Annotated in this window: 21 protein-coding genes and 1 pseudogene; 5 read left to right on the top strand and 17 right to left on the bottom strand. The window is 61.3% G+C overall.

What is annotated here, in order from left to right:
• The first annotated feature begins 42 nt into the window (after positions 1-42).
• Positions 43-1,368, top strand: a complete 1,326-nt coding sequence (locus BF95_RS12470; protein ID WP_043151712.1) for a GMC oxidoreductase — start codon at positions 43-45, stop codon at positions 1,366-1,368.
• Between the two features lie 30 nt (positions 1,369-1,398).
• Positions 1,399-1,863, top strand: coding sequence for a VOC family protein (locus BF95_RS12465; protein WP_268747168.1), 465 nt, complete (start codon positions 1,399-1,401; stop codon positions 1,861-1,863).
• A gap of 572 nt (positions 1,864-2,435) precedes the next feature.
• Here BF95_RS12465 and BF95_RS12460 read toward each other — a convergent pair.
• From BF95_RS12460 to BF95_RS12445, 5 genes are read right to left on the bottom strand one after another with little or no spacing between them, the layout of a single operon-like run.
• On the bottom strand, positions 2,436-3,818 hold the full coding sequence (locus BF95_RS12460) for an efflux transporter outer membrane subunit (RefSeq protein WP_051519991.1): 1,383 nt from the start codon (positions 3,816-3,818) through the stop codon (positions 2,436-2,438).
• Positions 3,815-4,996, bottom strand: coding sequence for an HlyD family secretion protein (locus BF95_RS12455; RefSeq protein ID WP_081764149.1), 1,182 nt, complete (start codon positions 4,994-4,996; stop codon positions 3,815-3,817). Before BF95_RS12455 ends, BF95_RS12460 begins: the two co-directional genes overlap by 4 nt.
• Before the next feature lie 14 nt (positions 4,997-5,010).
• The gene (locus tag BF95_RS12450; RefSeq protein ID WP_200866957.1) at positions 5,011-6,063 is read right to left on the bottom strand and encodes a hypothetical protein; all 1,053 of its coding nucleotides are present in this window, start codon (positions 6,061-6,063) and stop codon (positions 5,011-5,013) included.
• Positions 6,057-6,677, bottom strand: a complete 621-nt coding sequence (locus BF95_RS28255; RefSeq protein WP_200866956.1) for an MFS transporter — start codon at positions 6,675-6,677, stop codon at positions 6,057-6,059. Before BF95_RS28255 ends, BF95_RS12450 begins: the two co-directional genes overlap by 7 nt.
• Positions 6,674-7,243, bottom strand: coding sequence for a TetR/AcrR family transcriptional regulator (locus BF95_RS12445; RefSeq protein ID WP_043151710.1), 570 nt, complete (start codon positions 7,241-7,243; stop codon positions 6,674-6,676). Before BF95_RS12445 ends, BF95_RS28255 begins: the two co-directional genes overlap by 4 nt.
• A 153-nt stretch (positions 7,244-7,396) precedes the next feature.
• Between BF95_RS12445 and BF95_RS12440 the strand changes: the two genes are divergently transcribed.
• Together BF95_RS12440 and BF95_RS12435 are read left to right on the top strand one after the other, a co-directional pair.
• The gene (locus BF95_RS12440) at positions 7,397-7,822 is read left to right on the top strand and encodes an organic hydroperoxide resistance protein (protein ID WP_043151709.1); all 426 of its coding nucleotides are present in this window, start codon (positions 7,397-7,399) and stop codon (positions 7,820-7,822) included.
• 11 nt (positions 7,823-7,833) lie between these two features.
• Positions 7,834-8,292 (top strand): MarR family winged helix-turn-helix transcriptional regulator, encoded by a 459-nt coding sequence (locus tag BF95_RS12435; RefSeq protein ID WP_043151708.1) that lies wholly within the window; start codon positions 7,834-7,836, stop codon positions 8,290-8,292.
• A 260-nt stretch (positions 8,293-8,552) separates the two neighbouring features.
• Here BF95_RS12435 and BF95_RS27885 read toward each other — a convergent pair whose 3' ends face one another.
• The 3 genes and pseudogenes from BF95_RS27885 to BF95_RS12420 form a co-directional block, all read right to left on the bottom strand.
• Positions 8,553-8,753 (bottom strand): hypothetical protein, encoded by a 201-nt coding sequence (locus BF95_RS27885; protein ID WP_161774292.1) that lies wholly within the window; start codon positions 8,751-8,753, stop codon positions 8,553-8,555.
• 899 nt (positions 8,754-9,652) lie between these two features.
• A pseudogene (mobF, locus tag BF95_RS31045) lies at positions 9,653-12,606 on the bottom strand (MobF family relaxase).
• Entirely contained in the window at positions 12,603-14,387 is a 1,785-nt protein-coding gene (locus BF95_RS12420; RefSeq protein ID WP_235209718.1) for a type IV secretion system DNA-binding domain-containing protein, read from the bottom strand. The pseudogene mobF and the gene BF95_RS12420 overlap by 4 nt, the downstream one beginning before the upstream one ends.
• A 394-nt stretch (positions 14,388-14,781) precedes the next feature.
• Here BF95_RS12420 and BF95_RS12415 point away from each other — a divergent pair, with 394 nt between their 5' ends.
• Entirely contained in the window at positions 14,782-15,009 is a 228-nt protein-coding gene (locus BF95_RS12415; RefSeq protein WP_235209717.1) for a hypothetical protein, read from the top strand.
• 461 nt (positions 15,010-15,470) lie between these two features.
• Here BF95_RS12415 and BF95_RS12410 read toward each other — a convergent pair whose 3' ends face one another.
• From BF95_RS12410 to BF95_RS27380, 9 genes are all read right to left on the bottom strand, one after another.
• Positions 15,471-16,451, bottom strand: a complete 981-nt coding sequence (locus tag BF95_RS12410; protein ID WP_043151707.1) for a DUF2493 domain-containing protein — start codon at positions 16,449-16,451, stop codon at positions 15,471-15,473.
• A gap of 415 nt (positions 16,452-16,866) precedes the next feature.
• Positions 16,867-17,877, bottom strand: coding sequence for a DUF2493 domain-containing protein (locus BF95_RS12405; RefSeq protein ID WP_043151706.1), 1,011 nt, complete (start codon positions 17,875-17,877; stop codon positions 16,867-16,869).
• A 73-nt stretch (positions 17,878-17,950) separates the two neighbouring features.
• Complete coding sequence (locus tag BF95_RS12400) at positions 17,951-18,232, bottom strand: hypothetical protein (protein ID WP_043151705.1); 282 nt, start codon at positions 18,230-18,232, stop codon at positions 17,951-17,953.
• A gap of 86 nt (positions 18,233-18,318) precedes the next feature.
• Positions 18,319-18,789, bottom strand: coding sequence for a DUF736 domain-containing protein (locus BF95_RS12395; protein WP_043151704.1), 471 nt, complete (start codon positions 18,787-18,789; stop codon positions 18,319-18,321).
• Between the two features lie 402 nt (positions 18,790-19,191).
• Complete coding sequence (locus BF95_RS29165) at positions 19,192-19,554, bottom strand: hypothetical protein (protein WP_235209716.1); 363 nt, start codon at positions 19,552-19,554, stop codon at positions 19,192-19,194.
• A gap of 68 nt (positions 19,555-19,622) precedes the next feature.
• Complete coding sequence (locus tag BF95_RS29160; RefSeq protein ID WP_235209715.1) at positions 19,623-20,192, bottom strand: hypothetical protein; 570 nt, start codon at positions 20,190-20,192, stop codon at positions 19,623-19,625.
• Positions 20,193-20,389: 197 nt separating this feature from the next.
• On the bottom strand, positions 20,390-21,688 hold the full coding sequence (locus BF95_RS12380; RefSeq protein ID WP_043151700.1) for a hypothetical protein: 1,299 nt from the start codon (positions 21,686-21,688) through the stop codon (positions 20,390-20,392).
• A 12-nt stretch (positions 21,689-21,700) separates the two neighbouring features.
• Complete coding sequence (locus tag BF95_RS12375; RefSeq protein ID WP_235209714.1) at positions 21,701-22,231, bottom strand: hypothetical protein; 531 nt, start codon at positions 22,229-22,231, stop codon at positions 21,701-21,703.
• An 18-nt stretch (positions 22,232-22,249) separates the two neighbouring features.
• Complete coding sequence (locus BF95_RS27380) at positions 22,250-22,591, bottom strand: hypothetical protein (RefSeq protein WP_141249581.1); 342 nt, start codon at positions 22,589-22,591, stop codon at positions 22,250-22,252.
• Between the last annotated feature and the right edge of the window lie 31 nt (positions 22,592-22,622).

Raw genomic sequence — 22,622 nt, 5'->3', positions numbered from 1 at the left:
GTACACGAAGTTGCGGGCGATATTGTTGTGGTGGGCGGCGGAATGGCCGGCCTCACCCTGGCCCGCAAATTGGCTCCCGGTCGCCGCGTCATTGTGCTTGAGCGGGGCGGTCCTGGGTCAGTGCCGGTTGACCCAACCTGCGCTGACGGCGAGGTTGTCGGGTTACCCTATCCGCTTGGCGAAATCCGCGATTTTCGGCTGGGTGGGTCCAGCTCTGTCTGGGCAGGTTATATCGCGCAACTTGATCGTCGCGACTTCGCAATCGGCCTTGGAACAGAACTTGGCGGTTGGCCGATCGAATTTGACGAACTGGCTATCTACGCCGATGAAGCCGCATCATTACTTAACATTTCCAGCGCGGACTTCGCACCCGACCTGATGGATCTGCCAAAAACGCTGCGCCGGCAACTCTCTCCCCACGGGGTTGGTCCGCAGTATTGGCGCTTCAGCAAGCCCATCGTGCGGATGGGCAACGACTGGTTCCAATATCTGTCGCAAAGCCCTGAAATCGCCGTCCTGACAGGCGCACGCGCGCTCGAAATCTTACTGACCCACGCGCAGAATGAGGTCGAGGCGATCACCTGCATGGCTGCGGACGGATCGCGCTTCGAAGTTCGAGGAAGCCTTTTTGTGCTGGCATCAGGTGGGCTGGAAACGCCGCGTCTAATGTTGGCATCGCAAAGTCGGAGCCCTGCTGGCGTCGGCAATTATGAAGGGTTGGTCGGTACATGCTTCTGTGAACATCCGCACCTCACGGTTCCAGGGTTCGAACTGGCGACCGGCAGCCCACTGAACGCTTACGCGACTACCGGCGTCCTGCGCGATGGCTTGCCTGCAATCGTCAACTTTGCGCTTGATGCAGGTGCGGCAGACCTCAACGCACGAGCCCACTTTTTCCGCACGCCTGCCATGGCGGAAGACGCCGTTCCCAGACTCGGCATCTTTTGCGAGCAGTCGCCGATTATCGCGAGCAGGGTTTCTCTCGCGGACGGCTGCGATAGCAGCGGGGTGCGCAAGTTGGTGCTGGACTGGCGCATTGCTGAACAGGATATCGAGGAGTTGGCGGCCATAGCTAACAGTCTGTCTGAGGCGTTTAGTCGTGCCGGCCATGGACGCTTAGTCCGCGAGCTCCACCCAGGCGACATCGGGTCTGAGCTCATCCTGCACTCCAATCACCAACTGGGCACTACACGCATGGCCACCACCGCCAAGCAAGGTGTGGTGGACCGCAATGCCCGTGTATTCGGTGTGGACAATCTTTTCGTTGCGGGAGGTAGTATCTTTCCTAGGGTCGGCTGGGCCAATCCCACCTTTACGGTTATGCAGTGTACGCTGCGCCTTGCCGATCACATTGCGGAGTTAGTCTAAAATGAACGCCGCCCCTCTTCAGCATCATGCTTGTCTCACGTCGGCGTTGCTACCCACGACATGGAAGCGACTATCGCCTTTTATACCGGCATTCTCGGCTTTCCCGTCGTTGCCGATCACGTTACCGAGATTGGCCAGGGAGGAAGGGTACGTCAGGTCTATTTCGATATCGGTGCGGATACATATTTCGTGTTCATGGAATCGAAGGGCGTACCCGAAATTCCCGAGAATTTTCCGACCGGGATCAACGAAGCTCTCGGCACGCCCGCTGGGATGTTCCACTTTTCTTTCAACCTTGAAACCCGCGAAGAATTGGTAGCGCGGCAAAATGCGCTCGTTAACCAGGGTATAGAGGTGTCAGACATTATCGACCTTGGCCATGCCGATTCTATCTTCTTCTTCGACCCCAATAATCTGCAGCTTGAATTCTGCTGGCATTCTAGGCGCTTCGACGCTTCGGACATGGGCAAACGCTCCACCGCAGATCTGGCCTAGACCTGTGAATTTTGTCAGAACATCAACAAGTTTGTTGATGCCCATGCTGACCCACAGATTGCCTTAACACGATGGCTATCTGTTACCAATTTGGTCCCGGGGAGATCAAACAGCTATTCTCGACTCTTCTCCTCAAGCCCGATTTGGGCTAGGAAATCCGCGTAAAACCAAGACCTTTGCCGTCCAAATTCGAGCGGGGCAGTGGTCGATCACATCGGTCCAAATAGGGAACAACTTCGCGCACACCCTACGCGGCCGCGTGGTATCGGAAAACGAGCCTGCCATTCAGCGACGCCATCGGCGCAATCCGACTCCAAGTCTCGGTCGGCGACATTAACTCACACTCCCCGTCCCACCGGAAATCGCAATATATTCCCACAACCCGCATCGTACGTATGGCCCAAGCGCTATGCTTCGCTACCTAATCGTACAAAGCCGAGCTGAGGTCGTTCAGCCGCTGCCGGCGAGAGGCCGGAATATGAACTACTGTTTCATGGAATGCTTTATCGATGGCAGAGACTAATCGGCATAGGCAAGCCTGTCATACCGTATCTCAAATAAAAATCTCGCGATCATCCGCGGGTTTGTCCGCCAGACCATCCGCCGCCCAGCGCCCGGTACAGCGTGATGATATTTTCCAGCTGGAGCTGTCGCACGCTGATCGCGTCGAGTTCCGTCGCATAGAGATTTCGCTGGGCGTCGAGTTGCTCGATATAGGCCGCATAACCGCCCTGATACCGATCCGTAGCCAGCGCGACCGAGCGTTTCAGGATCGTGCGCCGGTTATGCAGCCGATCGATCTGTTCGGCATAGCGCAAGACGCCGGTCAGCGCGGTTTCGACTTCCTCGAACGCGGCGAGCGCAGCGCCACGATAGGCAAAGGCGGCCTGATCGCGCTGCGCGGTGGTGGTGGCGACCTGCGCCGTCAGCCTGCCGCCCGAAAAGATCGGGGCCAGGATGCTGCCGCCCAGGCTCCAGATCGTGACCGGATCATAATCGGTCGCATTGACCAGCAATTGCCCGAGGCTGGCCGACAGCGCGATTTGCGGCAGGAAGGCGGCGCGGTCGGCCGCCAGCCTGGCGTCGGCGGCGGCGATCGCCAGTTCCGCGCTAGCTATGTCGGGACGGCGGCGCAGCAGGTCGGATGGCAAGGTGGCGGGTACGGCCGGCACGGGAAAATCGATCAGGCTGCGATGGCGCGCCACGGGTCCGGGCAGATCGCCGACCAGCCGCCGCAGGGCGTTTTCCTGCGCGCTCAACGCCAGCCTGATCTGCGGAATGGCCTGTTCGACCGCCTGATATTCCGATTGCGCCTGAGTCAGTTCGAATTGCGAGATATAGCCGACCGACGCCTGGTCGGTCGCCAGGCGCAAGGCTTCCTTGCGCGACGTCACCGTTTCCTGCGACACGAACAACTGCGCGTCCAGCGCCAGCAGCCCGATATAGCCCTGCGCCACCTGCGCGGCGACGGACAGGGCCATGGCATCGCGATCCGCCTGGCTGGCGACATAGCGCAGCCGGGCGGCATCGGTCAGGCGCGACAGCCGCCCGAACAGGTCGACCTGCCAATTGGCCTGCAATTCCGGTTGCAATGCCGTGCTGGTGGCGAGGCCCAATGCACCCGGCGCGCGCGCATATTGGCCCGGTCCGACGGCATCGATCGCAGGCAGCAGAGCCGATCGCGCAGTACGTATGTCGGCCTGCGCCTCCTGCACGCGGGCTGCGGCGGCGAGTATGTCGGTGTTGCGGGCAAGCGCATCTTCGATCAGCCGATCCAGAACCGGATCGCCGAACGCACGCCACCAGTCGGGGGCGATGGATCCGGCAGCGGCAACCCCGTCGCGCCATGCGGCCGGCGCAACGACCGTAGCGGAGGCCGGCGGGCGCACATCCGCGGGCATACATCCCGAAAGCAGGGTCGCTGCACCTGCAAGCGCCAGACAACGCCCCTTCATCGCACGCTGCCGGTGCCGGTCGCGCCGGCGGTTTCGACTCGCGTCACGACCGACATGCCGGGCCGCAGCCGGTTGGCAAGCGGCTGGCCGGGGTCGATGCTGATGCGGATCGGGATGCGCTGGACGACCTTGGTGAAGTTGCCGCTGGCATTGTCGGGACGCAAAACACTGAATTCCGAACCCGTTGCCGGAGCGAAGCCGTCGACATGCCCTTTCAGCGTTTCTCCCAGCGCATCGACCTTGAAGGTCGCGACCTGGCCGGGGCGGATGTTGCGGGTCTGGGTTTCCTTGAAATTCGCCACTACCCACAGGCTGTCGGGCACAAGGAACAGCAGTTGCGATCCCGCCGCGACATATTGTCCCTGCCGCACGCTGGCTTCGCTCAACTGCCCGTCCTTGGGGGCGTGAATGACTGTGTTGGCAAGGTTGATCCCGGCAAGGTCGCGCTGCGCTGTTGCGGTCTTGACCTGCGCCTCCAGCCCCAGCCGCGACACCGACGTCGCCTTTGCGCTTTCCTCCGCTATGCGGATCGCGGCGCGCGCCTTGAGCACATTGGCGGCGCCTGATCGCGCGGTCGCGCGGATCTGGTCGCGCTCTCGTAACGATACCGATCCGCGCAGGGCCAGGTCGTTGACCCGCTCCTCGTCCGACGCCGCGCGATCGCGCTCCGCCTGCGCGGCATAAAGGTCCGCGCGGCGTGCCTCTATGTCGGCCTGATTCTGGGCCAGCGTTTGCGCGGCGTTGGCCAGTTCCGCCCTGGCCGCATCGAGCTGCCCCTCAGCCTCCGCGAGTTGCTGGCGATAGATGCGGTCGTCGATCCGTATCAGCGGTTGCCCGGCGCGGACATGCTGGAAATCGCGCACCAGAACCTGCGCGACATAGCCGTTGACCTGCGGCGCCATCACCGTGATCTGGCCGCGCACATAGCTGTTTTCCGTCGTCACGATGCTGCTGGTGAACGGCCAAATGCGCCAGGCGGACAGGATAAACAATATACCGATCAACGCGACGCCCGCCATGATGAAGACAGTCCTGCGCCGGGGCTTGATGGTTTTGGGCGGTTCTGCATCGGATGCGCCTTCGGTTGCCCCCAGCGGGTTGCCATTGGGGTCCACCAGGTCGAGCTTTGGCGTTTCATCGACCGGGCGATCGTCGCGGATGATTGGTTCGTCTGCCATTTTCCGGTTTTCCATCAGATCGAGACCGCCCCGCCGGTCTGCGGACCGGACGGAGCGGGCGGGTTGTTCTTTGCCGCCACGGCGAGGCGGATGACGTGGAACAGCGACCAGCTGAGCAGCAGCAGCGCGAGCAGGCCGGTCAGCAAGAACACGTCGTTAAACGCGCGCACTTGCGCTTCGCGCGTGGATATCTGGGCCAATTGCGCGACCCCTTGCGCTTGCCGCAGCACGGGATCGGTCATTACCCGGCCATAGACCTGACCTTGCATCTCAAGCCGCTGGGCGACGACGCCGTTGGTCGGGTCCACGCCCGCGTTGATCGCGGCGGAATATTCATGCTGTCGAAACTGCTGGAACGTGCCGAGCGCAGCGGGGCCGGCCAGCCCGCCAATCGATTGGCTCACGCCGAACAATACAGCGAAACTGACAATATAATTGGGACCATTCTTCAGCGCGCTCATCACGCCCACCAACAGCAACGGTCCCATGAACAGCCCCGCCCCGCAGGACAACAGGAGCTGGCTGAGAAACATATCATGCGGGCGGGTTAGGCTGGTGGCGTTCCAATCCAGAAAGCTGCCGATTGCGATCAGCACTACGGAGAGCAAGATTTGCGGAATGACGGTTTTCTGATTGAAAGTCAGCGCGCTTGCGCCGATCCCCGCCACCAGACCCAGTAGCATGACGGCATAAAGCGGCTGCAACTGGTCCGGTCCCATGCCCAGCGCGCGTAGCAGGCCGGTCGCGCCATAGGTTTGTTCCGACAGCAGGAAACGGATGCCCATCGCGCCGATCGCAAAACGTATGGTGGATGCGGTGCCCAACCAGCGCGTCTGGATCATCGGATTGGCGCGATGATGCTCGACAAATATGCTCGCCATGAGCAGGATGATCGCAACGATCAGCGCAGCGGCGATCCATGGCTGGGACGTCCACCATTGGGTGCGTCCCTGCGCCAGCACGGCCACGATCAGCGCCAAGGCAGGAGCAAGTAACAGGAACGTCAGGAAGTCGCGGCCCTCGAACACCTTGATGCGAATGCCAGGCGGCAGCTTCAGCGTCACCACGGCGGCGAGGCAGCATAATGCCAGCCCGATTCAAACAGGTAAAGCGTCCGCCATTCGCCAAGATCGAGTAAAGCTGGGGACAATAGCCAGGCCAGCGGGGTCGCCAACTGGGAAATGCCAAGACCGATGACCAGACCTTGCCCCAGCTTCGCCTTGGGAAAGGCCTGCAACGTGTAGAAAATGGCCAGCGTGCTGATTGTGGCGCCGGCAAGTCCGCTGACCGCGCGCACCAGCAGCGCCATGGCGTAGCTGTCGGCGAACATATGCAGGATAGTGACCGCGGCATAGAGCGGCAGGCCGATCTCCGCGAACAGGCGCAGGCCGAATTGCTGGCGGAACTTGAATAATAGCAGGCTGGTCGAGACATTGACCATCAGATAGGCTGCGGGCAGCCAGGCCGCCTCGATCGGTGTCAGGCCGAGTTCGCCCTGGATGCTGGGCAGGTTGGCGCTGATGAGCGCGTTGCCAAGTCCGCCTGTGATCCCCAGCAGCAGCGCGGTGGCGATATAGGCGACACGGACCGGCCCGCTGTGGCGCGGCGTGGATGGCGACCCCGGCATCGACGGCTTTTCATCGTCGCTCCAGTTAGGGATGGGTTCAAGCGGCGTCGTCATCGTGACGTGCCGGCATCGGCTGGTTGCAACCCGGAGACCAGCAGATCGACCAGACGGGCGGCCATGGCCCGGCGTTTGTCGGCATCAGGTTCTCGTGCAACGGCCCCAAGCATCCCGCCAACCAACAGCATGTCGTCGGACCTGAAGTCGCCGCGTAGCATGCCTCCTTTGATAGCGTCGCCTACTGCCCGGTCGAACAAGAGCCGGAAGCGTTTAAGCTGGCATATCCGCTGGGCATTGTCGGAGGGGATGACCCGCCAGAAGTCCGCCAGAGAGGGATCCTTCGCAAGGATATCAGCCAGATGCAGCAGCAGAACCCGAAACGTGGTGCGATCGTGAGGAATAGCTGCCGCCAAGGCGTCGAGTGCGTCGAGCGACTGGTCCACGAGAGCAAGAACCAGTTCAACCCGATCGGGGAAATGGCGATAAAGCGTTGCGCGCCCGACCCCGGCGCGCGTGACGACCAGATCGAGCGGCGCGGTGATGCCATGTTCCAGGAAGATTGCGGAGGCAGCCTGGAGCAGTGCCTGGCGATGTCGTCTCGCGTCGGTCCGATCGTTGGTCACATGACCATAAGCGGACTATTTTGTCCGAATGTCAACCATTGTGGCTTCGCATCGAGGCTTTTGGCCGTGGATTTCCGATATGCGTTCCCTGGCCTTGACCAACTATATTGTGCACAATATATTAGAATGAGATTTGATCGTGAGGATAGATTAATGAGTCTGCTCTACAGCACTAAAGTGACCGCAGTCGGCGGACGTTCCGGGACCGTGAAAAGCGCCGATGGCCTGCTCGACCAGCCGCTGGCCCTTCCGAAGGCGTTGGGTGGAAAGGGCGGCGCCACTAATCCGGAGCAATTGTTCGCGGCCGGCTATGCGGCATGTTTTAGCAATGCCGTAATTCATGTGACTCGCGCGACATCTGAAAAGGTGAAGGACAAGGATATCGTTGTTACAGCCGATGTCGGGATGCAGCCGAACGGAACAGGCGGCTTTGCCTTGACGGTGGCGCTAGATGTGACGATTACAGGCGTTGATCAGGCAACGGCAGAAGATGTGGTGGCCAAAGCCCATGCCGTATGCCCGTATTCAAACGCAGTGAAGAATAATATCGATGTTGCGATAGCGGTGTCGGTGAACTGAGAGGAAATGGCATGACGCTGCCGGATTTGGATCCCCTCGATCTCGACCGGCAGGTCTGCTTTCCCCTTTATGCCGCGTCGAACCTGCTCAATCGCCTGTATAGACCCATTCTGGCGGATTTGGGACTGACCTATCCCCAATATCTGGTCATGCTGGTTTTGTGGAAGCACACGCCGCAAACCGTCGGGTCGCTAGGAGACATGCTCCATCTCGACAGTGGCACCCTGACTCCGCTGCTCAAGCGTATGGAAAGGGCGGGCCTGATAAGCCGGACCCGTGACGCGACCGACGAGCGGCGGGTATTGATCGATATGACACCGAAGGGGCGGGACCTAAAATCCGCCGCCGCGCGGGTGCCCGAAATGCTGGGTGCCGGACTCGACATCGATGCGGAATCGATCATCGAATTGCGCGGTCGGGTTCGCGCCTTGGTCGCCGCGTTGAAAGGGTTACCCGTAGCCAGATCTTAAAGTGTGATTGATCGTAGTCGTGCACGATGCGGTCACGTCCGTTAGAAAGGTCAAAATTTGGATTACGGTTGCCGATGCTCACATTCGCTAGCGTCCGCTGACCCCGGTATAGGTTCAAGGCCCGCCCTAAAAAACGGTGCCGCGACCGAGGTCACCAGGCCCAAAATCACGGAAGCCAGGCATTAGGTACATTTTAGCCAGTTAGCATTGGTCCGGCCAAATCTTCATTGCGGTAATGAGGGCGCTCATGATCACGAGCTTTAAAGGGCTTGTGGAACAACATTGCCGAATTCAAAGCGATCGCTTCTCAGGGCAGAAATATGTTCTCCCCATACCTGGACCGCATATGACGAGCCACGGAATTCAGATAGCGCGTCTGCCGCCAGGTCGTCGGACTGTGATAGATGCCAATCGCCTTCCAGTAATTGCCGGTCGAGCACAGAGCGGATAAGAAGATCCACCGTGCAGCCTCCGCGTTGAAGCAGGGATCAAAACGCAGCCAATATTTAACCTGGCGAGGGGAACGCCTAACAAGCGCTGCAATGCGAGGTATCCACCAAGTGTTGATCTGCAGGGCCCCGAGATCGTAAGAACCATTACTATTACGAACCTCAGCGCCAATCCAGCCGGCCTCCTGGTCACGCAGTCCCCAGAGCGTTTTCTCCAGCCAGGACTGAACAAGCGACGCTTGCCGGATGCAGGAGGAAATTCGCAGGCCCTCTGCGTCAGCGGGCTTTGCAAATGCCGGGGCGATATACAATGCGATACTGATGGCTGCCGTACATAACAGCTTGGGGATGCCGTGTGACATTATCCCACCCTCCAAGAGTGCTTGGGGGCGTATTGATCGAACAGGCGTGATCTGCAAACTTATCTGGATCCGTCCACCTGTCAGCACATCATGGGAGCCTCGCCCTGTAACGTTATCGCACGATCTGCGATAATTGACCGATATCCGGCTTTGATGTCCGGGCGGCCCCGTACGGATCACGATGCCCTTCCTTCTCCGGCGCTGACATACTGTATCGAACGCCGCGACATAGTCAGGCAGGATGGCACCTCCGCAACGTTTTCGTCAGGATCAAGCAGTTAGCATCGTTAATCCTGACATCCGCGGTATATCGGCGGTTGCGAACTGCCATATGACTAGGCCTTTCGAAGGCGGCCAGTCGGAGATCCTGAAACGCGGGAGGAACTATTGCCCTAAAGCGGGTATAGAGCATTTGTGGCCGTTGTAGCCGATCGGGTCCGCATAATAATTGCAACGCCATCGTCCTTGCCTGGCACCGCCGCCAGCGACGACGCACGAGCAGCTGACAAAGACGAACAGCGAACATGGAAAGAAACATGGGCAGTAACCTCATCGTTCGGGATCATGAGAGAGCTCAGGGCGTGGCTCAGGAAATTGGTTTTCCCGGTCGATGCCGGTTTTCGGTGCTCTTGCGTCCATGCGCGCGTTCTGGAGAATGTTTTCGAGGAATCTGTCGAGAAGCTGCGCGATGCTGCGGGCACCTTCGGCAAGATGCTCGGCCGCGCCACGGGGTGGACGATCACGATAGTGGAGTTCTCGCTCGAGCGCCTGATCACGCCGCTCCGTGCGGACTCGCTCTTGCTCGGTCCTCAGACCTGCCAGATGACCTTCCTGGCGTTTCGAGAATATATCTACGCGGTCAGTCTTCAGCCGACCCAATCCTTCCGACGACGACGTCTTTTCTCCTGATCGGCGATCGAGCTTGGCAATGAGTTCCTCGACATTGTTGGTCCAGAGCCGCGCGCCAAAGGCCGCCCGGGTAATGGCAGTGTAGAAGTTTTGGGCATTGACCAACGGAGATTCGACCGGCGCCAGCACGAAGACGCGCGGATAGGTCTTGGATTGCGCGGAATATATGGTCTCTGCATACCCATGATCCCAGGTCCGGTGTTCGGACAGATCAACCTGCTGCACATGACTGTTCCGATCCCAGCGGATCGTCGCTAGCGGGCCATTAAGTTTTTCCACGGTGCCGCGCTCGGCATTGCGTAGGCCGAGTTCTCGATTGACGAGCCGCCACTGGATCCGGTCACCCTCGGCGATGTGCCGTTCTTCAGGATTGAACACATTGATGTGCCGGGCCTGCGTCGTATGCGGGTCCCAACGGACGACGCGCCCCTGCTCATCGACTAATCGCACGAGCTGCCGACCAGTGGCCTCACGTCCGAGCCCAGCGACAAGATAATCGGCGTGCCGCGCAATACCGAAGCTGACGATGTCCCGATCGAAGCGCACCAACTGTCCCGTTCCGTAGAAGCGGGCCATATGCTTTTCGATATCGGTGAGGCCCGCCGGTGCGAGGATAGAAAGCAAGCTATCATCAGGTGCCAAGCCCTTCTCGTCTTTCAGCGCTTCGCGAATCTTGCTGTTGACGTTCAGCCGGGTCGCATTGTCGAGAACCAGGATATTGGTCCCGGCCCGCGAGTCCGGCTTGAGCCGTATCCAGGCATTGACGGCCTGCTCCGCCATCTTTTCATTGTCGTCAACGGTGCTGACGCAATCGAGCTTGGCCAATGCCTCGGCAAAGTTCCCCGTCCGCGCAGCGGTGACCGCAGCCTTGATTGATTTCGTTTCCAGCCGAACAGCTTGCGTCAACTCTACCGTCGGCAAGCCCAGCCTTCGCATCAACCAGAAGGGTTTGCCCTGCTCGATCGCGCCGGTCTGTTTTTCGTCTCCGAGGAACAGCAGCCGTGCGCCTGTTGCCCTGCTGATTTCAAGCAATCGTTGGGCCTGACGATTGCCCAATTGCCCGGCCTCATCAAGCACCAGGACATGCCGTTCAGTGATCCCCTGCCCGCCCCGCGCCACGAAGCTGGCGACGGTATGAAAATCAATCTTTGCTTTGTTTCCCAGTTCCGCGGCGGCCGACGATGTGGGAGCCAGGGCAATCAGCGTCATTCCCGGCTCGGCAGCTTCACCCAGGATCCGCACCAAGGTCGATTTGCCGGATCCTGCAACGCCGTGGATCGCGGTGACGCGATCTCGCGTCACCGCCGTCTCCACCAACGCGCGTTGTTGCTCCTTGTTGAGCGATGTGCCTTCAAGCACGGCCAGTAGGCGATCGCTCGACGCGATCGGGCGTCCATCGTCGAGGCCCAGCGCGATATGCTGGGTGAGCGCCAGTTCCAATCGCCAGGACTTGCGGCTGGTACGCCCACGGGTCAAGATGCTGTCGCCGGTCGGCTCATGGGTCGATAGCAGCTTGTGCGCCAACTCATGCTTTTCGATCCGAGGGCGGATATCATCGAGCCGGACCTCACCGACATGCGCGGCGAGGCCGGTGCGCAGTATGTTACCCAAATTATTGACCGCCTCGGCACTCTCCAGATGCCGCAGGCCGAAAAGAGCGGCCCGCGATGCTTCGCGTTCGGTAGGCGGCAGATGTCTCCCGTCCCGTTCGTGCGCCACGTCCGCGATCTTGTGCAGCGTTTCAAGACGCCCGCCGGTTCGCTGATGCCACTGCGCGGTGAGGTCCTCCTTACCGATCTTCACCTTCGCCCTACGCGTGGCGTAGAAAGAAGCACGCTGGGCTTTCTGGCCAACCAGCCCATGCTCGCGCGCATGGTCTTCGATCGCCCCGGCGCGCTGTGAAAATTGATCAATCAGATCTTTCGACACGCGTCGTATTTCGAACAATCCGGAACGAGGATCGGCATCGATTTCATAACCTGCTTCGCGCAAACTATAGGCCAGCGCATTGCGATAGATCTGGCCCGCGACACGCTGCTCACCATACATCACGCTGCTTTCCAGGCTTGCCAGGGGATCGCCGTCTGCATGGTTCGTCATATTGAGGACGACAAGGTGCGTATGGAGATGGGGGTCAAGTTCCCGGCTACCATGCTCGGTGAAACGGGCAACCAGGATCCGGCCCGTCGTTTCGTGAATGATCTTGCCATCATCGCGTCGCGCAGCTGCGCCTGTTCCTCCAGATAGGAGATAGCCGCAGTCACCGCTCCCTCATGGGCGGCAAGCACGCGTTCGTCGCCGGCAACCAGCGCCATGATTGATACCGACTTGGGCGCATTGACCGCAAAATCCCAGCCGGGATGATGCTGGATTTCGCCATCTGCACGGTGCCGCCCCAATTGCTGATCGCCAACCTTTCCGGCAAGAAAGTCGCGAAACGACTTCGGATCGACAGCGCCTGATAGACCGAGGTCCACCGCAAGCTTTCCAAACCATTCAGACGGTTCGTTGCCGCCCTTGGTGTAATAGTCGCCGACCGTATAATAGCGGGCGATATTGGTTGGTTGGCCATGGAGGCGTTGGGGCTGAATCATGCTGGCCTCGCCCGCTCACGCGGCCCATCGTCACGGCCGTGCTGGACAAGATCGGATCGGATTTCTCCCTGCTTGCCGGCCAGGATGGTCCAAAGGGTGCGGGGAGAAGCGGGAAGCTCGGCATTCTCGTCATCGAGCAATATATCTTCCACGCGCTGGGCATCGATATGCGGCGATGGCTGCGTAAACATATCCGGCTGCGGTGATGGCGTCGTGGTGGGTTCCGAGGATACCGAAGGCTTCGCCGGCTTGATCTCACCATGTTTCGATGGCGAAGATGCCTGAGTAGCTTCCCGCTCCATTGCTTCGCGAACACGTGCTTCAGCATGGGCGATGCGAACGAGCATCCCGGCCTTGTCGATCTGAATGGGGGGTGTCGTGCGTTCGAGGAAGGCTGGTCCCAACGATGGCACGTCATTGAACCGGCTGTCGAATCGGACAACCGGCAAATTGCGGCCAAAGCGCAGGAAGCCCACCAGATTGGGCAGGTTGGTGACCTCGGTTGAAAGGACCAGCGGCCGGGTTACCTGCATGCGCGACAGGTTGACGCCATCGCGCATGTCGTTGACGCCATAGGACATGCCCTCATTGGCCTCGACCTGCTCGACCTGACCAAGGTTGATCGAGACATGCTCGGCGGTATCGGTGTCATTCGCCCGCAGCGCCACCCAGGTCGAGCAATAACCGGTGATAGCGGCCGCATCCTCCTTCCCGTAGGTCGCCTTCAATTGGGGATAGGACTGGAAGCCCAATATGCCACAGCCACCATATTTGCGGGCACGGGCGAGAAAGTCGGAAAGGGACGGCAGCTTATGCAGTGTCGGCAGTTCATCGATCACGCAATAGAGCCGCCGGTCGCGATCTGGCGTCAGGCTCATGATCGCGCTGATCGCGATGTCGAGCCACACGGTGATGAGCGGGCGCAGTGACGGGAGCTGGTCGGCCTTCACGGTGATGAAGAGCCAACTTCCGTCCGCGCCTTTCTCAACCCAGTCGCGGATCGAAAAGCCGTCCTCGGTATCGTCGAGATAGCCAAAACTGCGCATCGCCGAGGCGAGCTCTGCCTGGATGCCGGCGGATGTTCGTTCGCCTTCGGTGCTGATGAAGGCGGCGGCATCGGTGCCGGTCACGAAGGCGGCCAGATCCTTGAGCTTCGAGCGCAGCAGCCGGTCGAGCAGGACCGAGACATAGGTATGTTGCTGGCGCGCCAGCTTGCGCATGACCGCAACCAGTGTACCCCGCGCCGCCTTGGCCCAGAAGGGATCGCCATGCTTGTCGGGAATGGTCGACTCCGCGATCTGATCATAATGATAGTCGCGCGGCACATCGACCCAGGGCGACCAACGCGCTGCGCGCTGATCGAGCGGGTTGAGCAGCATGTCCGTGCCCTGCCGATAGAATTTCTCGACGAAGGTGCCGGCGGTGTCATAGACAATGGCGCGCCGACCCGATTTGCGGATGCCATCGAGCATGCCGACAATGAGATTGGTCTTGCCGGTACCCGGCGCCCCACACAGCAGGATGTGCTCAGGCTCATAGGCCTCAGGCACCGGCACATTGCCGATGACCAGAGGTCCCTTGGTCTGTCGCCACAGCGCGCGTTTCACCTGCCGGATCGTGCCGAACCGTGCCCCTCGCAAATATTCGTTGGAGCCAAGTCCCCTGCCCGTCCGGGTGAAGTAGAACCAGGCCCATCCGAGCATGACAAAGGTGAAAATGCCGGACAGCAATGCGCCATGCAGCAGATAGGCTTCAAATGCATGCAAGGTTTTTTTCGCCATTTTGGAGGCAACGAGCCAGTCCGCCGATGTCCAGTAGGCCTGGCCTTACGCAGCGCGCTCGCGCTCGCTGCCTCGTGCCGGTAGGCGCGGGGCTACCTTTCTGCTGGTTTTCAGGGATCGATATTGGGGTGGATTGAGGGGCAAATCTCATGGCCTTGTTCTCCCAGAATGTAAAAAAGGGGGCCGTGCATCAGGGCCGGTCCCGCGAGCGGGATTACCTTCATCAGGGGATTTAACGACAGGCTTCGCATGCCAGCATCGCCCCCTCGTCGGCGCGCCCTTCACCCCGCCAGTTCCGCAGGAAGCGGCGAGCCGCTCTTGCTTTGGCCCGTCGATATGGCAAAGTTGCATTCGACGGGCAGCCCATCGGGGAAGGACGATGGAAATGCCGAAGATGACCGAAAGGGATCGGCTTGCCGATCTCGAAACACGTCAGCGCAAGCTGACAGAAGATCTGGAAACCGCCCGCCGCGCTCTGCGCGGCAAATATGCGGCCATGGTGAACGACGTGCCGATCGAGACGCTGACGGAACGCGAGTTCCGCGAGCTTCTGATGCAGGCGATCCGGGTTGGTGGCGGCGCAGCGCTGACGGTCCTGAAAAAGTTGCCGCCGGTGACCTGACCCGCCGCGAAGCGGCAATCTGATGATGACCGGCAGGGATGGAGCATAAGAAGCCCATTCCTGTCGGTATCAGAGCGCAGGATGACGATGCAGCCTTCCGGGGCAAACCCGATAGTGATGAAGCATCCCCGTTCTGCACATCGACGGATATTGGCGAGACTTCCCCTGCTCCGATCATTCTAGATGATAAAGCCATAGGAGGTATTCCGCGCTATGGCCCACCCCTCCTCAGATGGTCACGCTGAACGTTTCCGCGACGACCCGCCCTTCCCAAACCGCACCCGAAGGGTGTCCCTGCGACGAGCACGGCGAAGCCGCGCGCAGGAGGCCGGGACCGCGCTGGCGGTTCCGCATCGCCTCCGCGACGGGCCCGCGCGCGGGTCCCTGAGCGGGGGCGAGTGCTGCGCTCGAAAAAAGAAATGAGGACCGGCCCGGTAAAGCGGACCGATCCTCTCGGGGCTTCATTGCGCCTCCCATTCCTGATCGCTGAGCCTGACAAACCGCGCCGGGATACGCTTCTCCCTGACCAGTCGCGCAAGGTGCGATTGCAATCCTGATCCTTCGCACACCAGCGCTTCGACGGGACGTAATCCGACCATCTGCTCGTTGCGTACGAACCCCGCCCGCTTGCCCAGCTTCGCGCTGAGGCGGAATGTGATGAGCGTCACCTTGCGCGACGCTGCCCAGGCTGCGGCCATGGCGTCGCACCCCTTGTCCTGCGCGGTCGTCGCCAGCACCATCATCGGATTTCGGGATTTGGCTTCATCGAGCTTCTCCCAGATGAGGCGGTCGTCGAACCAGCATTCCGCTCCTCCTGAGAAGATCACGACGGGCCCTTGCGGATTGTGCGCGTCGGTCTTGCGCTGGCGACGGGCGGCGAGGAAATCGGTGGCGGCAATCACCGACGCGGTGCGCTTGCTCGACACCAGCGATCCCTTCGGCGCTGACCATGGCCGCCCGGTTTCGGTGTGAAAGACGTCGGCGGCATGGTCGCGCATGCACCGCAGCGCATCGGTAGCTTCGTCGAGATATTCGAGCTCGTCGCGTGCCTGCTCGAGTTCGACGCTGTGGATTTCGCTGCCATCGGCGCGACGCAGCAGGTCCTGAACCTGCCGTGTCGCCTTGTCGGCCTGGCCCTCCCACTGGTCGGCGACGTGATGGAAGCTGTTGACGATACCCCATGCCAGGCGTTGCGCGGCGGGCTCCAAGCGCGTGTCTCGCAGGACATCGAAAAGTGTCGTGACGATCAGTTCGACGGCGAGCTGGGCTTCCCTCGGATCGGGCATGTCGGTCGCCATCTCCTCACCGCCTCGCCCGATGCGGATGCCTTCGAGATCGGAGGCGAAGGCAGCATGGAAATCGTCGGTGGTGGTCGCTGTCTCCTGCGTGATGAATGCGTCGATGTCGGAACGGGTGCGATCGGTCTGGTTGATCTTCGTCATATGAACCTCCTTTTGAAACGAAAGAGGTTTCCCCTTGGGCACGGGCCCCGAGCGGCGGGGTCAAGGATCGCGGAACGCGACCGGCGAAGCCGGCGATGGGGGTCACGATTTTTTGGGGCGGCCACCATGGTCGAGTGAGAAGCGTGGCGCCTGACCCGCCCCGAAAAATGGTGGGGCCCCGTCGTCCTTGAGGCCGACGCGGTCTCGTGCCACCCTTGGAATTCTTGAGAGAGAGAAGAGCCGTTGCGAATCTGGGGCTCGATGCCCCTGATTCGCAAATGGGTGCCTCCAGGCGCTGCCCTTGCGGGAGAGAGCTAGCCACGCTTGCCCTCATCGCCAGGGTCAGCATCTGTTCCATGAAAAAGGGGACGGCGCGCGTAGCGCTGTCCCCAAACAGAATGCGAGCGATGTATTGTCAGGCGGCGCGGCGAAGTCGGTTGCGTTGGAGCGGAGCGACCTTTTCGACCGGAACCTGATCGGCCTTGCGGAAGGCATGGATCGGAACGCCTGCCTTGCGCAGAGCCTGATAAAGATTGGCCTGAATACCCGATCCCTCACCCAGCAAGGCTTCGACGGGTTTCAGGTCCACAAGCTTGCGATTGCGGGCGAAGGGCGCACCGCGCCCCGACCCCGTCAGCGAATATGTCACAAGTTGCACCTCCCGATTGCCAGCCCAAGAGGCCACGATTGCGTCGAAGCCCTTGCGCTGCGCGGTCGTCACCAGCGTCATATGCGGGATGCGTTCGAGGATGGTGTCGAGTCGATCCCAGAGCAATTGCCAGTCATGCCATTCGGCATGGCCTGAGGCGATAACGATCGGTCCACGGGGACGGTACCGCTCCCGTTCGGCCAGTTCGCGGGCGCGCAGGAAATCCTGTATCGATACTTGCGTGGCGGTAGCCGCCTTCGAGACACGCGATCCGCGAGCCGGCGACCAGGGGCGACCAGACAGCACGCGGAAAGTTTCGGCGGCATAATCGCGCATACACTCGACCGCCTCGCGCTGTTCGGTCAGCGACTGGCACAGGAGCTGTTTCTCCTCCAGTTCGCTGTTGAAGACCTCGGAGGGCTCGATCCGCCGGATCATATCGCGCAGCTCATGGGCCAGCATGTCTTCCTGTCGTTCAAGCTTGCCAGCGACGAAGTGGAAGCTGTTGACCATGCCCCAGGCGATCTCGGGTGCGAGCGCGTCGAGGCGGGTATCGGTCAAGAGATCGAAGATGGTGGCGATCACACCCGCGCAATCGGCCTGCGCGTGGAGCGGTTCGGGCATATCATGCTCGCCCGGCTCGTCGCCCGGCGTGATGATCGAAAGCGGGATGGGATCGCCAAAAGCGCGTTTGAAGTCGGGTGTCGCCGTCATCTGTGCAAACAGTGTCGGCAGGTCTGCGAAGTGGCTGATACGCCGCGAATGGTCATGGGTCATGGTACTTCTCCTCATCATGGAAAAGGAAAAAGGGGCGCGAACGCTCAAAAGCGTCCCGCCCCATTATGTCGGATCAGTGCATGCTTGCCCGTGCACTGGCGAAAGCGGTTGAGCGCGTCAGGACGGCCTCGACGATTTGCGCCGCATGGGGCGCAAAGGGCGTGCCTTCGAGCAGGTCATAGATAGCAGCGATGATCTCGCCGCATGTWACGCCGCCAGGTATCTCCGGCGAGCGGACCGCAAGCGTGTTTTGGGGTGCCAGCAGATCCCGGATAGCGGGACTGGCSATGATCGCGGCGCAGAGCGCCGAGAGATCGGACAGCGGCGCGATGTCATGAAAAGAAGGAAGCGGCATGGACTGTCTCCTCATGCGAAGAAAGGAAAAGGGCCGGGGARGCCTGACRCCTCCCCGGCCCSGAACGGGTTCCGATCAACGGGTGATCAGAACGGGTCCTCCTCGCCAAACGGCGCRCCCGCACCGGCCAGYTCGCCGTCAGCCCCTGCGGTGCTGTCGCCGAAGCCGCCTTCGTCGCGCGAACCGCGATCGTCATAATTGGTGCGGCTGGTCCCCATGCTGCCCCCGAAGTCGGAGCGCATGGYGTCGCGCCGCCATGCGACCATGTAGCCGCCATGATCGGCCGGGAAGAGCGCGATCGGCAGCGGTTCAGGSAGGCTGGGATCGTCGATATTGCCGGCAAGGAAGACCTCGCCGGTGCGCTTGGACGCAGCCTCCCACARTGCGCCGACCTGAACCCAGCGACGCGCGACGTTGAGCGCMAGGATCTCGTAGACCGGAGCCTTCTCATTCTCGCTCATGACCTTGCGCAGCCCGATGCGCGGGAGATCGATCGTGCGRGTGGCGATCGAGCCCGTCAGGCGGCCGTTCTGATTGAAGATTTCACCGATGTTCATCGTCTTGACCTTTCGAATGTCGCTCGAAATCCATTTTCCGGCGACACCCCCCCGTCCCTTCTCTCCTCTCTGTCCCGACCTTGCCCCGCGGGCCGCCCGTCCCGAGAACAGCGCTCCACATCCTCCGGCGCGACGCTTCCCCGTCCCCTCCACCCGCAACGCCCTGCCAGCCCAAAATTCTGCGCAAACCTGCAGCACAACGAGGCCCGAATGCAGACGAGCAGGCGACGGCCACGTTGAATTGGGGGATGAGGCTGGAGGCGTGGCGGTAGCCGCGTTGGCGCCAGGGTCGAGCGGGTAGCGGTAGCAGAGCGCGAGGCGAGATCGGGCGGTCCCTACAGGCAGAACCGACGGCCTTGCGATGACCGGCACGGATCGGTGCGTTTCCAGTCTCGCGAGCGATCAGCTGATGGCGGCGGACCGCATGGCGGAATCCTCGGCGACATTGATCGCATTGGCAGGCAATGAGGAGCAGGCCTGTCCGGCATTGAAGCGTTCGATCCATGTGCCAATATGGGCACGGCGTTCGATCGGAACAGCGGCGGCCGCACGCTGGAATTCGAGAAGATCGAGCGGTGCGTTGGCTACGATCTCGTCAATATCGGCAGGATCGAGCAGTCCCTCGGCCCGAATGAAGGCCGTCATCGATCCGGGGCGCTTCCGGGTCGATTTGCGCCATAGTCCTTCTATCGTGCGCAGGCGCGGTGCAGCACGCGCTTCGAGAAGGACGATGAGGCGCAATTCCTCGCGCGGCAGCGCTCGCACCTCCGACACCTGCATGGCGGTACAAAAGAAACACGAGCTTTTATGAAAGGCCGGCAAGTCCTCTTGCGCTATGACACGCTCGCAATTTTCACGCGTGAAGCCCCAATCCCGCAATGGATATCGGTATTCATAAAGGTCTGAAATATGCCCTTCGCGATGGGCGTAACGCTGATTGTCACGGGTCGAGCAGTCATAACCAATGAGCCGGACGACCTTCTGGCCATTGGCCCAGGCATGCTGTGCCGCAGGCATGCCTTGACCCATTTGTCCTGCGGGGAAATTTTATGCCGCGCCGAACAACTATGCTGCCCGAATGCGATCGATGGCAATGTGCCATTGGTTAAACAGGCATCGAGAAGCGAGGTGTAAGGCGGCCAGTGCTTGAAGAACCTGGGCTGATATTCGACGATCTCATTGGGAACGCCATGATCGTCCATCCACTGACGGAAGACAGGGATAAGCCGGCGGGTGTGGGGCTGCTCGGGCATTGCCGCCAACAAAGTCATGTCAGGGATTTCGCCCCGACGGACAAGTTCGATGATCATCGCGGTCGAGTTCGTGCCCGCCCCCCATGCCGCGACGACGGGCGCACGCTTGCCCGCGTTCATGCCGCCATCGCCAGCCAGCGTTCCGGCCAAACCGGCGGCCTTGTCGTTACCCGATAGGCCTGAAGGGGCACGATCCCGCGAATGACATAATGTGGGATGCCCGTGTCCCGCCGAAGGTTGATTGCGATTTTATAGGCGTGATCGAATGAGCATAAGCGGTGCCGGCAAGGTGACAACCGGGCGGGCAGATCGGACGAGGGCATCATGGCCTCCATGCTGGAATAGGTTCAGGTAGCGATTGACCGGTCGGCATCGACCGCCTCAGCGGATTCAAGTGCAAGCAGGCTTTGAAGCGTGACGGGTGTGCGATTTGCCCGCCGGGTCCTGGGGCCTCGGACGGGCCTGGCCGGATCATTGAACCGGCAGCCGATGCGCGCGGCATGCTTACCAATGACGGCCGGATCGCGGCCGAGCGCCTGGGCGACATCGACCATCGAGACGCCATGGGTCCAGGCGTTGCGGATGGCGCAATCCTCGTCCGTACTGAACGCGCGCATGAAGCCATGCACCAGCCCCAGGCGATTGGCATGATAGAGGACAGCGCGCACGCCCCGACCAAGGTCCTGGGCAAGTTCCCGTGTCGGGACTTTGCCATAATCCGCTCGCAACCGGCCTTCTTCCCCGGCCGTCCAGACAGGTCCCTGCCGAAACCCGTCGCGGCGGACATGCGTGCCGCGCAAGCCAAGCGCCTCTGCACGCCAGCGGATGGAATGCGGGCTGCGGCCAAGCCGCTCCCGCAGGGGCGTAAGGCTCGCCCCGGTAGCGTAGGCGTGGCGCAGCAGCTCGTCTTCCTCGATGRTCCACGGCCTGCCCCATCCTCTGCCGTAACCCAGTTTGCGAAGGCGTTGGCCAAGGCTGCGACTGTTCCGGGCCGGAAATCCCTCAGAAGCGAGCGCCCTGGCAATGACGACATAGGGCACGCCTGTGGCCGCGAGTGTGAGTGCGCGAGCCATTTCCGCGTCGCTCCAGTCGTCCGGCTGGCAGGCATGGCGCAGACCCAGCGCCGAAGCGCGGGAGATGACGCCAGCGAAGGGACGGCCGATGAGGCTGGCAATCTGGGCGACGGGAACACCCTTTGCGTACCCGGCGCGAATCTGTGCATCTTCCCAACCGCTATAGGGCGGCGATCCCGTTTCGGAGAGACCGAGCAGTTGGGCACGGGCATAAAGGGCGCTCACACCGCGGCCTAGGCGGGCGGCCAGTGTTGCGGTTGGTTCATGCGTATAGCAGCGCGCCAGTTCCTCATCCTCCCACGCGATCCAGGATCGCCGCGAGTTTCGGCGAAGGCCAAGATCATAGATGCGCGTGGCGATGCTGGCACGAGATCGGCCCAGCATTGTGGCAATCTCCTCTAGCGTGCAGTCATCGGCGAAGGCGGCCCGCAGGCGCTGTATTTCATCGGGGAGCCATGCGTCGGCACGGAAAGCCAGCTCGGCAAGTGGCGCGGTTGTACCCGTTTGCTGGTCAGGGACGAACGGGGTGAGTTCGACGATATCAGCGTCGAGATCGAAGCTTGTCTCTTTCATGGCACTCTCCGTTCAGACCAGGCCGATGACGGGCGTATCGACGACACGCAGGCGCAACCGGGCCGACAGCCGCGCGATCCGCGTATCGCCGCGCGGCATCGTGTCGGACGCACCGATCGCGGCGAGCAGGTCGAGCCCGGCATCGATATCGTTCGCAGGCAGGGCAAGGTGCCGCACCAGATCGTCCGCCGTGGTGGCGTTGGGCGCTATGCTGCCCAGTGCGCCGACAATCCGTGCTGCGGCGGGGGCGGCGGGATCGAGGAGGAAGGCGTCGAGCGCACGTTGGCCTCGCATCGTCACCCGATCGCCCTTTGTCGGCATGACCTCGCGCAGGGCGTCAAGATCAAGCAGGGTCCGGCTTTCATCGGCATCAAGATCGGCGGCAGCGACGAGATCGGGCGTGCGCCCGATATGGGGAGTGATCGTGGTATCGATCTTCGCCAGCACCGGCGTTGCCGCGAGCGCGGGGCCAAAGGCGAAGAATTCGCCGGGCGGAAGCTGGCGCAGCAACGCGGCCTGTTCACTGCCGAAACCGACCATCATCTCGACGGGCAGGATCGGTCAGGCAACATGCCAGCAGCACCAGCGTTCAGCCGCCTGTCGTGGACTGAGCAGGCCATGATTGTCGGCACACCATGTACGGAAGGAAGGATCGAGCGCGAGCCCCTGATCGGCGAGCCGGTCGATGACGTCCTGCATGAAGCGATCGACTGGAGCGATGGCGGCCCCGGCTCGAGCATGAGCGACCGCAGCCTGAAGTTGCGTCACCATTTTCTCGGCTTCATCGATCGAAATATCCTCGACGGCGCGTAATCCGCCGCGCGGTCCGCAGATGGCCAAAGTTATGATTGCTGTGCCAGACGGAATCCGGCCCAGAGCGTCGATATGGACATGTCGGGACATGCCAATCTCCTATGATGTGAGGCGCGAGAAT

It is taken from the genome of Sphingobium sp. Ant17 (assembly GCF_000588875.1).
Classification (GTDB): domain Bacteria; phylum Pseudomonadota; class Alphaproteobacteria; order Sphingomonadales; family Sphingomonadaceae; genus Sphingobium.
This window is presented reverse-complemented; position numbering and strand designations above follow the sequence as displayed.